Annotated in this window: 14 protein-coding genes; 1 reads left to right on the forward strand and 13 read right to left on the reverse strand. The window is 59.9% G+C overall.

The window, feature by feature from the left end:
* Positions 1 to 3: 3 nt before the first annotated feature.
* Positions 4 to 1,209 (reverse strand): acetyl-CoA C-acetyltransferase, encoded by a 1,206-nt coding sequence (locus DNK50_RS24405; protein WP_112196480.1) that lies wholly within the window; start codon positions 1,207 to 1,209, stop codon positions 4 to 6.
* A gap of 641 nt (positions 1,210 to 1,850) precedes the next feature.
* Here DNK50_RS24405 and DNK50_RS24410 point away from each other — a divergent pair.
* Positions 1,851 to 2,654 (forward strand): cytochrome c, encoded by an 804-nt coding sequence (locus DNK50_RS24410; RefSeq protein WP_112196481.1) that lies wholly within the window; start codon positions 1,851 to 1,853, stop codon positions 2,652 to 2,654.
* Between the two features lie 268 nt (positions 2,655 to 2,922).
* Here DNK50_RS24410 and DNK50_RS24415 read toward each other — a convergent pair whose 3' ends face one another.
* The 12 genes from DNK50_RS24415 to DNK50_RS24470 form a co-directional block, all read right to left on the reverse strand.
* Positions 2,923 to 3,726 (reverse strand): transglutaminase family protein, encoded by an 804-nt coding sequence (locus DNK50_RS24415; RefSeq protein WP_099582740.1) that lies wholly within the window; start codon positions 3,724 to 3,726, stop codon positions 2,923 to 2,925.
* Positions 3,723 to 4,673, reverse strand: coding sequence for an alpha-E domain-containing protein (locus DNK50_RS24420; RefSeq protein WP_065909369.1), 951 nt, complete (start codon positions 4,671 to 4,673; stop codon positions 3,723 to 3,725). The genes DNK50_RS24415 and DNK50_RS24420 overlap by 4 nt, the downstream gene beginning before the upstream one ends.
* A 5-nt stretch (positions 4,674 to 4,678) precedes the next feature.
* On the reverse strand, positions 4,679 to 6,088 hold the full coding sequence (locus tag DNK50_RS24425) for a circularly permuted type 2 ATP-grasp protein (RefSeq protein ID WP_099582741.1): 1,410 nt from the start codon (positions 6,086 to 6,088) through the stop codon (positions 4,679 to 4,681).
* Positions 6,089 to 6,542: 454 nt separating this feature from the next.
* The gene (locus tag DNK50_RS24430) at positions 6,543 to 6,884 is read right to left on the reverse strand and encodes a ribonuclease E inhibitor RraB (protein WP_015885395.1); all 342 of its coding nucleotides are present in this window, start codon (positions 6,882 to 6,884) and stop codon (positions 6,543 to 6,545) included.
* Between the two features lie 216 nt (positions 6,885 to 7,100).
* The gene (locus DNK50_RS24435; RefSeq protein ID WP_099582742.1) at positions 7,101 to 7,337 is read right to left on the reverse strand and encodes a hypothetical protein; all 237 of its coding nucleotides are present in this window, start codon (positions 7,335 to 7,337) and stop codon (positions 7,101 to 7,103) included.
* Between the two features lie 103 nt (positions 7,338 to 7,440).
* A complete protein-coding gene (locus tag DNK50_RS24440; RefSeq protein WP_112196482.1) occupies positions 7,441 to 8,046 on the reverse strand; it encodes an START domain-containing protein in 606 nt (201 codons plus the stop codon).
* A 41-nt stretch (positions 8,047 to 8,087) separates the two neighbouring features.
* Positions 8,088 to 8,342, reverse strand: coding sequence for a YkgJ family cysteine cluster protein (locus DNK50_RS24445; RefSeq protein WP_032887441.1), 255 nt, complete (start codon positions 8,340 to 8,342; stop codon positions 8,088 to 8,090).
* Positions 8,343 to 8,504: 162 nt separating this feature from the next.
* Positions 8,505 to 8,996, reverse strand: a complete 492-nt coding sequence (locus tag DNK50_RS24450; protein WP_112196483.1) for a translation initiation factor 2 — start codon at positions 8,994 to 8,996, stop codon at positions 8,505 to 8,507.
* 104 nt (positions 8,997 to 9,100) lie between these two features.
* On the reverse strand, positions 9,101 to 10,540 hold the full coding sequence (locus tag DNK50_RS24455; RefSeq protein WP_099582745.1) for a PLP-dependent aminotransferase family protein: 1,440 nt from the start codon (positions 10,538 to 10,540) through the stop codon (positions 9,101 to 9,103).
* 160 nt (positions 10,541 to 10,700) lie between these two features.
* Positions 10,701 to 11,516 (reverse strand): OmpA family protein, encoded by an 816-nt coding sequence (locus DNK50_RS24460; RefSeq protein WP_099582746.1) that lies wholly within the window; start codon positions 11,514 to 11,516, stop codon positions 10,701 to 10,703.
* Positions 11,513 to 11,875: a DUF4398 domain-containing protein gene (locus tag DNK50_RS24465; RefSeq protein WP_099582747.1), complete on the reverse strand. Its 363-nt coding sequence runs from the start codon at positions 11,873 to 11,875 to the stop codon at positions 11,513 to 11,515. Before DNK50_RS24465 ends, DNK50_RS24460 begins: the two co-directional genes overlap by 4 nt.
* A 9-nt stretch (positions 11,876 to 11,884) precedes the next feature.
* Positions 11,885 to 12,700, reverse strand: a complete 816-nt coding sequence (locus DNK50_RS24470) for an ABC transporter substrate-binding protein (RefSeq protein WP_112196484.1) — start codon at positions 12,698 to 12,700, stop codon at positions 11,885 to 11,887.
* Between the last annotated feature and the right edge of the window lie 62 nt (positions 12,701 to 12,762).

Below are 12,762 nucleotides of genomic sequence, written 5' to 3' on the forward strand. Positions count from 1 at the left end.
GGCTCAGAGGCGTTCGATAATCGTGGCGATGCCCATGCCACCGCCAACACACAGGGTGGCCAGGCCGTAGCGCTGCTGGCGCACTTCAAGCTCGTCGAGCAAGGTGCCAAGGATCGCGCAGCCCGTTGCCCCCAACGGATGGCCCATGGCGATGGAACCGCCGTTGACGTTGACCCGTGCAGCATCAATGCCCATGTCCTTGATGAACTTGAGCACCACTGAGGCAAAGGCTTCGTTGACCTCGAACAGATCGATGTCTTCCACGCGCAAACCGGCCTTGGCCAGGGCTTTTCGGGTGGCTGGCGCGGGGCCGGTGAGCATGATGGTGGGGTCGGTGCTGGTGACCGCCGTGGCGACAATGCGCGCCCGGGGTTGCAGGCCCAACTCGCGGCCCTTCGCTTCGGAGCCGATCAACATCAATGCGGCGCCATCGACAATGCCGGAGCTGTTACCTGGAGTATGTACGTGGTTGATGCGCTCTACCTGGCTGTAGACCCGCAGTGCAGTAGCGTCGAAGCCCATCTGCCCCATCATCTCGAAGCTGGGCTTAAGCTTGCCCAGACCTTCAAGCGTCGAGTCGCCACGGATAAATTCGTCATGGCCCAGCAGCACAATCCCATTCTGGTCCTGCACTGCAATCAGCGACTTGCTGAAGGAACCGTCGGCACTTGCCCTGGCCGCTTTCTGCTGGGACTGTAGGGCAAAGGTATCGACATCTTCGCGACTGAAACCCTCCAAGGTGGCGATCAGGTCCGCGCCGATGCCTTGGGGCGTGAAGTGACTGTGCAGATTGGTCTGCGGGTCCAGCACCCAGGCACCGCCATCACTGCCCATGGGCACGCGGGACATGGACTCCACACCGCCGACCACGACCAGATCCTCAAAGCCGGAGCGCACTTTCATCGCGCCCAGGTTGACTGCTTCCAGGCCCGAGGCGCAGAAACGGTTGACCTGTACGCCCGCGACGCTGACGGCCCAGTCCGCCACCAGAGCGGCCGTCTTGGCGATGTCCGCGCCTTGGTCGCCCACCGGGGTCACGCAGCCGAGCACGATGTCATCGACTTGCTGGGTATCGAGGTCGCTGCGTTGCGCCAACGCCGTGAGCAAACCCGCCACCAGGTTTACCGGCTTGACGCTGTGCAGGGCGCCGTCGGCCTTGCCCTTGCCTCGGGGCGTGCGGATCGCATCAAAGATCAAAGCTTGGGTCATGACATCCTCGAACCATTGCGCAGTAGTGCCCTTACCTTAGGCCCGATTGACACGGTTTCAATGACGGATGCGCTCATTGCTTTTGACCCCCACGCTCGGACGAACGGTAGGTCCCTAAGCGCCGAAGCCGATTAATCGTTTTAGCTGTCTAGCCAAGGCATTGGCGCCAAGATGGCGTTCTGCCTCATGCGCTTTTAAGCAGAAATACTGATTAGCTGATATGAAATGGATCTAAGCCGCGAAGAACGAGGGCTCTAAGGTTCAATCAGTAAGAGGTTGCTGCCGGGTTTTGCTGGAGCAGCTGTAAGAAAAGTGACACGTCAAAGCGCCATACTGAAATAAAACGGCACGTATTTGACGCTCAGGAATAACAACAAAAGGCAGTCAGCCATGTTCAAGCACTCGAAAGTACGTCAGGCGGGACTTATTCTTTTCGCCACCACACTGATTCTGATCTTGCCCAACTTGACCAAGGTCATTGGGTAACCTCCTTATCCTCCGCATTTTTTGCATCAGGATTGCAGCTTTTGGCAGCACCTGCCGGGACTTCGTGCATAGCGACCCCGTTGCAGGGGCTGCCTTTTTACGGGCGTTTTTCCGGTATCGTGAGCCCTATCGCCACTTAACACGGGGCCTCTGTCTTGAAACCGATCATCGCACTCCTGGCCTTGCTGCTCGCCCTCCCCGCTGCTGCGGCGCAATTGACCATCGAGTTGGACCACAGCCGCAAGACCTGGCAGACCGCCGACTTGCTCAAACACCCGGATGCGCAGATGGTGCAAATCATCGATGACGTGTCCTACAAACGCAGCATGACCTATCGTGCAGTGCCGCTGGCGGTGCTCCTACCAGGCCTTACACCGCAGAGCCATCTGCAAGCGGTTGCCCTGGATGGCTTCGCTGCCGAACTCAGCGCCGCACCGCTGCTGGAACAGCACGGCGCCCGCGCCTGGCTTGCGGTGGAAGACCCCGCCCAACCGTGGCCCGCCCTGGGCGAAGGCAAACACAGCGCCGGGCCGTTTTACCTGGTGTGGACCGACCCGCAAGCCGGGCCTATCAGCCCTGAGCAGTGGCCGTTCCAAGTCTCGGCGATCAAACAATTAAAGACCGTGGCGGAGCGGTTTCCGGCGCTGTTGCCCGACCCGAAACTGGCAGCGAATGATCCCATCAACCAGGGCTTTGCACTCTTCCAGAAAAACTGCCTGGCCTGTCACCGCCTCAATGGCGCGGGCGCTGCGCAGGTGGGTCCGGATCTGAATATTCCCTACAGCCCTACGGAATATTTCAGCGCAGATTTCCTCAAGCGCTATATCCGTGACCCACAGAGTTTGAGGCATTGGCCACAGGCGAAGATGCCAGCTTTCGCTGCCAGCGTGTTGCCTGACAGCGAGCTGGATTTATTGGTGGGCTATTTGAAGCATATGGCGAGCCGTAAGCAGCCGTGAAGCAAGTGAACTGGCTGGTTAGGTTGATGGTGAGCGAGCTTCTGTGGTGAGCGGGCTTGCCCCGCGCTGGGCTGCGAAGCAGCCCCAATAAAAGCAGAATGCGGTGTGCCAGACATTAGGCGGCGGATGGTTTTGGGGCTGCTTCGCACCCCAGCGCGGGGCAAGCCCGCTCACCACAGAAGCCTGCTCACCACAGAAGCCCACTCACCACAAAAGCCCGTTCACCACAAAAGCCTGGTCACCACCGAAACCGCTATCAACTTGTCGCTTACTGCTGCTGTACGGACACCAGCGGCGTCGGCGCCACAAACACTTTGGCATGCATTTGCTCATGCCCGCCGCCACGGCGCATGCCTCGAACCGGGCACGCATCCAGGTAATCCAGGCCGACCGCCAGTTTGAGATGCCGCTCCGGGCGCGCCAGTTGGTTGGTCACGTCGAAGCTGTACCAGGCGTCATCCAGCCAGGCTTCGGCCCAGGCGTGGCTGGCCAGGTGCGTGCTGTCTTCGGTGTACAAATACCCCGACACATACCGCGCCGGAATCCCGAGGCTGCGCGCGCAGGCCAGGAACGCGTGGGTATGGTCCTGGCACACGCCCGCAGCACCAGCAAAGGCCTCGGCGGCGCAGGTGTCGACTTCGGTGACACCCGGCGTGTAGACCATCGCCTGGTGGAGCGCGTGCATCAGGTCGATCAACGCCGTGCGGTCGCGGCGCTGGTGACAATGCTGCGCGGCAAAGCCACGCAAGGCTTCATCCGGCTCGGTCAGGCGGGTGCAACGCAGGAACGGGAACGCCGACTGACTCTCATGCTCGGCCTCGCGTAATTCGTCGATATCCACCTGGCCACGGGCGCCGATGATGATGGCGTCGTGGGGTTCGTCCAGGGTCAGCACATGCAGGATGTTGCCAAAGGGGTCGACCTGGGCACGCACCGGGCGCGGCAGGTCGAGTTGCCAACTGAGCACATGCTGACGCTCGCTGTCATGGGGCGTCAGGCGCAGATACTGGATGCTGGCGCGCACCTGGTCGTCATAGTGGTAGGTGGTTTCGTGACTGATGGAGAGTCTCATGCAGCCTCCAGGTAGGAACTGTAGATGGCGTCGCCCAACTGGCGGACCAAGGGGATAAAGTCGGTCAGCCAGGCGTGCAGGCCTTCCTCAAGGATTTCATCGATGGCCGTAAAGCGCAGGCGGGCATCCATCTCGGCGGCCAAGCGCTGGGCCGGTCGACCGTTGAGGCCAGGCAGGCTGGCGAGGATCTGGTCGATTTCCTCGCTGCACGCCCGCAGTGAGCGCGGCACATCGGCGCGCAACAGCAGCAACTCCGCCACTTGCCGGGCGCCGGGAGCATCGCGATAAATCTCGGTGTAGGCCTCGAACGACGACAACGCCCGCAGCAAGGCGCTCCATTGATAGTAAGCGTGGGCCGTGCCATCGGTGACGGCTTCGGCACGGTCGCCGGCCATTTCATAGCGCGCATCGAGTAACCGCAATGTGTTGTCGGCGCGTTCGATAAAGGTGCCCAGCCGAATGAAACGGAAAGCATCGTTACGCATGATGGTGCCGTATGTAGCGCCCCGAAACAGATGGGAGCGTTCCTTGACCCACTCACAGAAGCGACTCATGCCATAGCGACTCAGGCCTTGCTGGGCGATATCGCGGATATCCAGCCAGGTGGCGTTGATGTTTTCCCACATGTCGGCGGTGATTCGCCCACGCACCGCGTGGGCACTGGCTCGCGCCGCGCCGAGGCAGCTATAGATGCTCGCCGGGTTGGCCGCGTCCAGGGCAAAGAAGTGCAGCAAGTGCTCAGCGTGCAATTCACCGTGGCGCTCGCGGTAATCCTCCAGGGTGCCGGTGATCAGCAGCGGCATGGCCAGTTCGTGCAAGCCATCGCCGCGCCCATCCTGAGGCATCAGCGACAGCGAATAGCTGACATCGAGCATGCGCGCGAGGTTTTCGGCGCGCTCCAGATAGCGCGACATCCAATACAAATCCGAGGCAGTTCTACTCAACATGGCATTCAGTCCTCAACCACCCAGGTGTCTTTGGTGCCGCCGCCCTGGGACGAGTTGACCACCAGCGAACCTTCGCGCAGCGCCACGCGGGTCAAGCCGCCGGGTACCACGCGGGTTTCTTTGCCGGACAATACAAACGGGCGCAGGTCGATATGGCGCGGGGCGATGCCGTTTTCGACAAAGGTCGGGCAGGTGGATAAACACAGGGTCGGCTGGGCGATATAGGCATGGGGCTTGGCCTTGATGCGCGCACGAAATGCTTCGATTTCCGCCGCCGTCGACGCAGGGCCGACCAGCATGCCGTAGCCGCCCGAGCCTTGGGTTTCCTTGACTACCAGGTCCGGCAGGTTAGCCAGCACGTGGGACAATTCGTCAGGCTTGCGGCACTGGAACGTAGGAACGTTCTTCAGGATGGGTTCTTCATCCAGGTAAAAACGGATCATCTCGGTGACGAAGGGGTACACCGACTTGTCATCCGCCACCCCAGTGCCGATGGCGTTGGCCAGCACCACGTTGCCGCAGCGATAGGCCGCCAGCAGGCCGGGCACACCGAGCATGGAGTCCGGGTTGAAGGCCAGCGGGTCGAGGAACGCGTCATCAAGACGGCGATAGATCACGTCTACCGCCTTGGGGCCGTCGGTGGTGCGCATGAAGACGCGGTCATCGCGCACGAACAGGTCGGCACCTTCTACCAGCTCTACGCCCATTTCCCGGGCGAGAAACGCATGTTCAAAGAACGCACTGTTGAAGCGTCCCGGCGTCAGCACCACCACGCTGGGGTTATCCAGTGGGCTGGAGCTTTTCAGGGTGTCGAGCAACAGGTTGGGGTAATGGTCGATGGGCGCAATGCGCTGGGCGGCGAACAGTTCGGGGAACAGGCGCATCATCATCTTGCGGTCTTCGAGCATGTAGCTGACGCCGCTCGGTGTGCGTAGGTTGTCCTCCAGCACGTAGTAGGTGCCGTCACCATCGCGTACGAGGTCGACTCCGGAGACGTGGGAATAAAGATCGCGGTGCAGGTCCAAGCCCTGCATCGCCAACTGATATTGCTCGTTGGCCAATACCTGTTCGGCCGGGATGATGCCGGCCTTGATGATGCGTTGTTCGTGGTACAGGTCGGCAAGGAACATGTTCAGCGCCTTGACCCGTTGAATGCAGCCGCGCTCGACAATTTGCCATTCACTGGCGGGGATACTGCGGGGAATGGTATCGAAGGGAATCAGGCGTTCGGTGCCCTGCTCGTCCCCATAGAGCGTGAACGTGATCCCGGCGCGGTGAAACAGCAAATCGGCTTCACGCCGGCGCTGGGCCAGCAGTTCTGCGGGGGTTTCGGCCAACCAGCGGGCGAACTCGCGGTAATGGGGGCGGACCTGCCCTGCCCCGTCGTACATTTCGTCGTAATAAGTGCGGATCATGCCGTACTCCTTGTCACCCGGACGCAAGAACCATCGCAAGGCCCGTGCCAGCGGCATAAACACTTAAAAAACAGTGAGTTAAATATAAGCGAACAGCTGACCGCACCGTCCTGGTGCGCGGAATGCCCGTCGCATTGCTGCACGCTTCATCGCAATGCAGGCTTTGCCTATCAACAGCATAGTCAGAGTTGATTTCACTGCCCGGCCAAGCCTGCGGATAATCGCCTCCATCAGCTGAACAGGATGTGTCCTACAGCTTTAACCCTTACGCACTCGGTACCGTGACAGCTCGTGTACCGACCGGCTCCTCGGTCTTCCCTTTCAGCCACCCACTTTGGGTGGCTTTTTTTTGTGCACGAAAAGGCAGCTCAAGTTCCGGGAGTTTTCATACAGCGCACACAAAATCGGCCGACCCTAAGGTCAGCCGATACGCTGCGTTACTCATACAATCTCGCTACATGGGTAACCCACGCACCTCCTGCTTGACGCCCCATCCTTCGATAATCCCGCCCAACGGCTCGACCACCGCCTCAAAGTCTTGCTCGAAGTCTCCTATGCCGTCGTAGGTGGCGAACATGATTTTGCTCAGTTCCAGGTACCAGGCGCCATCATCGCGCGCACTGACCTGGGCATTCAGGGATTCTCCACGAAACTCACCCGCAGCCCTGCGCGCCCGTTCCTCATCCGGGAAAATGGCGTAGAACTCGATGGGGTGGAAACGTGAAAAGTCGAAGCCGCCTTCTTTCATGCGGCGCAGAACGTTGGTGCTGATGTCTTCTTGATAGGCTGTGCTCATGAAACGTCCTCCTCAAACCGATGGATAGACTTTCCGTGCTTCCCCAATCCGCGCCTGGCTGGCGCGGAATCTATGGCAATGAAACAAGTCACTGAGGGAAAACAAGCATGTAGCTGACAAGACCAGACCTTAGCGATTCATTCGCTGATCTCTCTTGCAGAGTAGCGCGAAGCTACCACCTCCACCAGAGGCGGTTGGATGGCATACAAGGAATATTCAGGCGGCGGGGGAAATGTCGAGGATCTGGATGCTGTTCTGGTCTTTCAGGATCTTGACCGTAGGCTCGGGCTGGCGGCCCTCAAGGTCATTGAGGTCGAGTTCGGCGGCGACGGGCACCAGCTTGCTGCGGATCATGTGCGCAGCATCTTCGAGGCTGGGCTTTTGTTCGCAGGTGAACTGCTCCACGGACGTTTCACCGTGATCATCAACGAAGGTAATTTGCCACGTTTGCATCGGTGCCTCCTCGATAAAGCCCGTGTGTGGGCTCACATCTATCTGGACCTTGAGGGATCGCCAAACGTTCCACTCAAGGTCACAGGCACCGGATCAACTGCGCTTACTTCTCGGCGTGATCCTTGAGGGCTTTCAAGGTGTTGAACGGCGCATCCACCACGAACTTGTTGGCCAGCCACGATGGCACGCTGCCGCCTGGCTCGGTGTGGACCTGATACGTAACTTCGGTCTGGTTGTCGCCTTTGGGCACCAGTTTCCAGAAGCCTTCAACCTGGGCCACACGCACGTAGCCTTTTTCTTCCGGCTTGTAGGTCGGTACGCCCTCCAACTTGCGCGTTACGCTGCCATCTGCATTCTTGGTGGTGGTGACATGGATATACGAATCGCGATCGGTCACCGGGAACGGCGCCTTGAATTGAGTATAGGTCCAAGCCTCATCGCCTTTCTTGTCCACCAGCTTCTGGGATTTGCACTCGTGAATCCACGAACAGGCACCGGCCACATCTTCCTGCAGCGCCTGGATCCTGGCCACAGGCGCCTTGATCACCGTCACACCGCGATAGGCCTTGTACTTGGAGCCAGCGACTTCGCTTAACGACACCTTGATACCGTCTTCATCCTTGGCGACTTGCCAATCCTCAGCCTGCGCAGTAGCCGCGAACAACACCGTAAACCCGCACAGCACAGCCATTCGTTTCAGCGAACCCATTGTTGTATTCCTTATTGTTGACGTTGCGATAGTAAAGCCCATCAAGCCGCCGTCATCTGCTCCCACCAGCCGATCAACCGGATCGCATCGGCCTGGTCGGTGCCGCAGACATCGATATCCGCCTTGAAATCACTGCACACCGCCGGACGCTCCGGTTGGCCGAACAGTTGGCACAGCTGTTCGACCGATAGGTGCAGGCAGCGTTCGCCCGCCGGTTTGCCATGGGGCATTCCGGGTAACGGCGAACTGATGGAGGGGGCGATGCAGCATGCGCCACAGCCTTCACGGCAATTCATGACCAGCAGGTCCTCGACGACTCAATGGGGATGGCCGGGCTAGACTACGCCCTTAAACAGCCGTTTTAAAATGGTCTAACAGGGGTTTTCCGCACAAAACAAACATGACTGACCAGTCTGCGACAGATGGTCGGTGGCCTGCGTCACGTCTGTGGGAAAAGTTTACTGCTTGAACTCGAATTCCAGCGCAGCACCTTCCACGTCACGGCGTTCTTCGTTGCGCAGTTGCAGTTTCATCTCGTTACTGAGCAAACGGCCGTTGATCTGGAACGCACTGTTGTCGGTGGGCTTTTCGCCAAACATCGGCGGCAGCAACGGCACGCTCTGGGGCTTGGGCATCGTACCGAGGGGTTGCAGGTGCCTGACCATGTCCGATGGCAGTGTCAGGTCCAACTGTGCCGGTGGCAATTTGGTTTGCGCGACCTCTTGGGCCGACTTGGATTTTTTCGCCTTCGCGGCACGTTTTTTCGCCGTGGCGGTTTGCTTCTTGGTAGCGGCGGCTGGCTTGGCAGCGATTGGCTTTTTGGCGGGAGTGTTCTGCTCGGTCGTGGCAGCAGGCTTGTTTTCAGTCACAGGTGCCGCCGCCAGCACTGTGCTGACGTTGCACAGGCTCAACAGGCCAATCACCAAAGCAGCGCGAACAATTGAGGTCATATTGCCTACAGCATTAACGGCAGAGGGCCATATGCTCGCTTGTTGTGCGCGGCATGACAAGCCCGGTGATTAGCCCGCTATCGGAGTTGTCCCCTTTCTGCGCCTCAAAGTCCTGCTGCGGTTTCCTGACACAACTGGCTGGCCAACATCCCCAGCGTCATCAGCGCCCGCTCTGCCTCGCGGTTCCACGGCGTGCCGCAGTTAAGGCGAATACAGTGGTTGAACTGTTCGGTATTACTGAAGATCAACCCCGGCGCAATGCTGATGCCCTGCTGCAGGGCGCGCACGTGCAGTTCCTGGGTATTGACCCGGCCGGGCAAACTGACCCACAGGATAAAACCGCCGGTCGGACGGGTCATCTGGGTGCCTTCGGGAAAATACTGCTGCACTGCCAGTTGGAAGGCGCTGAGGTTCTTGCGGTATTCCTGGCGGATATAGCGCAGGTGCCGGTCGTAGCCGCCGTTCTCCAGGTACGCCGCCACGCCCATCTGGGTGACGCTGCACGCCGAATGGGTGCTGAACATTTGCAGACGCTGGATTTCCTGCTGGTACTTGCCGGCGATCATCCAGCCGATGCGCACACCCGGCGACAACGTCTTGGAGAAGCTGGAGCAATAGATGACCCGGTCCAGGCGGTCGTAGGCCTTGAGGGCCTTGGTGCGACCGATTTCGAACATCAGCTCGCCGTAGATATCGTCCTCGACAATCTGAATGTCGAAATCCGAGGCCAGGCGCAGCAACTGTTTCTGCCGCTCCTCGGGCATGGTGCCACCCAACGGGTTGCTCAGGCGCGTGGTCAGCACCAGCGCCTTGATCGACCATTGGTTGGCGGCGAGTTGCAGGGCTTCCAGGCTCATGCCGGTGGACGGATCGCTGGGGATCTCAATGACTTTGAGACCCAGCAAGTCGGCCAGTTGCAACAAGCCGTAATACGTCGGTGATTCCGCTGCAATCAAATCGCCAGGGCGCGTCAGCACGCGCAAAGACATCTGCAAAGCATCGACGCAACCGTGGGTGATGACCACCTCGGACGGGTCCACCACAACGCCTGCATCACGCATGCGGATCGCCACTTGGCGGCGCAGCGGTTCAAACCCCGGGCTGAACATATAGCTGAACGCGCGAGGGCTCTGGAACCGCGTGACCTTGGCCAGTTGCTGGTGCAGCGCGCGCACCGGCAAGTAGTCGACACTCGGCACGGCGGCACCCAGCGGGAACACACCTTCGCGGCGCGACTCGCCCAATACCTGCTGGATGATGCTGCTGCGCGTAACCAACCCCGGGCGCTCGACCCGTGCAATATCCGGCGTCGGCGCCGTGAGGGCCGGCGTCTGGTGCACGTAGTAGCCGGACTGCGGCCGCGCCCGGATCAGCCCCTGGTCTTCCAGGTTGGCGTAAGCCTGCAAGACCGTGGCGTGGCTCACATTGAGCTGGGAGCTCATCTTGCGCACCGAAGGCACACGCTCACCCGGCTGATAGACACCGCGTCGGATGTCCTCAGCCAGTTGCTGGGCGATACGTTGGTAAAGCAACAGATTGGTCATGACGCAGCACTCGATTTCACGGGTATTTTATTTTTGTGTGAAACATACCGGCACAGTTTAGAAGTGTACGGGGACAGTTGCCACAATAGTCGAGCGCGCGTGGGAGTGACAGTAAAAACTGTAAGGGTGGCGGATAGAGTTTTCAGGTGTGTGCAGCGCTTTAGCGCGCGGCGCCCAGTTGGCCTTTCTCGTCAGAGAAGACTATTTCAACGCGACGATTCTGCGCCCTGCCCCGCTCGGAAGCATTGGCTTCCACCGGGTACTGGTCGCCATAGCCTTCTACCTGGATGCGTTTTTCATCGATCCCCAGGTCCACCAGCACATCGGCTACCGACTGCGCACGGTCGCGGGACAGTTTGAGGTTTTCCTGCTGGCCGCCGGTATTGTCCGCATAACCCTCGATGCGCACTACGCGCTTGGGGTTCAGTTGCAAGAACTGCACGATCTTCAGCACAGTGCGGTTGGCCGAGTTTTTCAGCTCTGCCTCGCCGGTATCGAACAGCACGTCGCCCAAGGTCATCACCAAACCGCGATCGGTCTGAGTGGTGGTCAGGCTGGCGATTTGCTCTTCAAGCCATTTGCCCTGTTGCTGCACGCTGATCAGCTTGCTTTCTCGCAGGGCCAATTGCAGGCGCTGGCGTTCCAGTTCGAGCTTGGCGGCGCGTTCTTCGTTGAGTGTCTGCTCAGTGTGCTCACGGGCGATGGCACTGTATCGCTGGCTCAGGTAAGCGTAATGCACCACGTCTGCACCGCTGCCCCAGTAGCTGGACAAACGGTCGGCGCGAGCCAGGGACTCACCGGCACGAATCACGTCCTTGGGCGCGATGCGCAGCACGTTGGCGTCTTCCTTGACCTTCTGGAAATCGCTGCCGGCCTGTTGCAAGGCGTGCTCGCCATTCGGATGACTGGCGCAACCGCCCAAGACTGCACTGCCCAGCAACACGGCACAGCCCAACCCACGGATCATCCGGCTCATTGGGCTTCTCCCAACTGCAATTGCTTGCGCAGGCGCGTGATGCGGGTGTTAAGCACGTTAAGTTGCTCCTGGCTCTTGCGGGTCAGCACCTGGGCTTCGGCCAGGCGCGCGTCCAACTCGGCCTGCTCGGCCTGCATGCGCGCGTCCTTGTAGGACTCGTCGGCCATGTCGGCCTTGGCCTGGGCGAATTTGTCTTCGGCCAGTTTCAGTTCGGCGGATTCATCGGCGCTGGCGCCCACCGCATTGGCTTGCTCCAGGGCTTGCTGGGTAAGACGAATCTGTTCATTCGGCGCAGGATCGGCCGCACATCCCGCCAGAGCGACAACGGCGAGGGCCGCGAAAAAAGGTCGAAGAGTCACTGAAAATCCCTACTTTGTTGGGGTGCCCACGGGTTGTTGCAATTGCGCTTTCCAACGCTCCAGATTGCGCTGCAGCGCGGCTTGCGCCACACCAGACCCGGGCAATTCTGTCATCTTTTTGGTGAGCTGTCCGCGTAACCAAGGATCATTGCAGGCCGAGTTGTGGGAAATCGCCAGGTACAGGCCCGGCTGGTCGACAGGCGTATCACGGGCGATCAGGTCGTTGTTCATGCCCAGTGTCTGGGCCATGGCCATGCCGGAGTAACGTCCGGCCAGCACGTAGTCCACTTCCCCCAACAGCAGTTTCTGGAACGCCGGAGTCAACGTTGGCAGACGCTGCAAGGTCAGTTGCTCGCTGGCAAAGGTTTCAAATCCGGCACTCAAACGTGAACGTTCCGACACTGCACCCTTGTGCCCGTGCAGGTCGGCAGCCGTGGTGTAGACCAGTGCCGAATCCTTGCGCGTCCAGACCAGATAATCGGTCTGCACCAACGCCGGGTGGATGTAGTCGAGGTTGTCCAGCTCACCAAGGTTCAGCGGCGTATCCGCGAGGATATCCATGCGACCGCTGCGCACCTCGTCCAGGGCCAGGGAGCGTCTGCCGCCATAGAGCAGGTCGATTTTCAACCCGAGGTCCTTGGCCACATATTGCAGCACGTCGGCGGTGGCGCCGATCAAGTGCGTGGGGTCTTGGGGGTCACGCCATAGCAACGGCGGTGCGTCAGGGCTGCCGGTGATGACCAGGCGCTCACATTTGCCAGCGGCCAGGGTCAGGCTCGGCAGCAGCGACAGGCCCAGCAGCACGGCCCAAGGGCGCAGTTCCATGGCGGTTTCTCCGATATTCACAAAAAGCCGGGCAAAAAAAACCCGGTCACACGACCGGGCTC

Source organism: Pseudomonas sp. LG1E9 (assembly GCF_003290225.1).
Lineage (GTDB): Bacteria > Pseudomonadota > Gammaproteobacteria > Pseudomonadales > Pseudomonadaceae > Aquipseudomonas > Aquipseudomonas cyclaminis.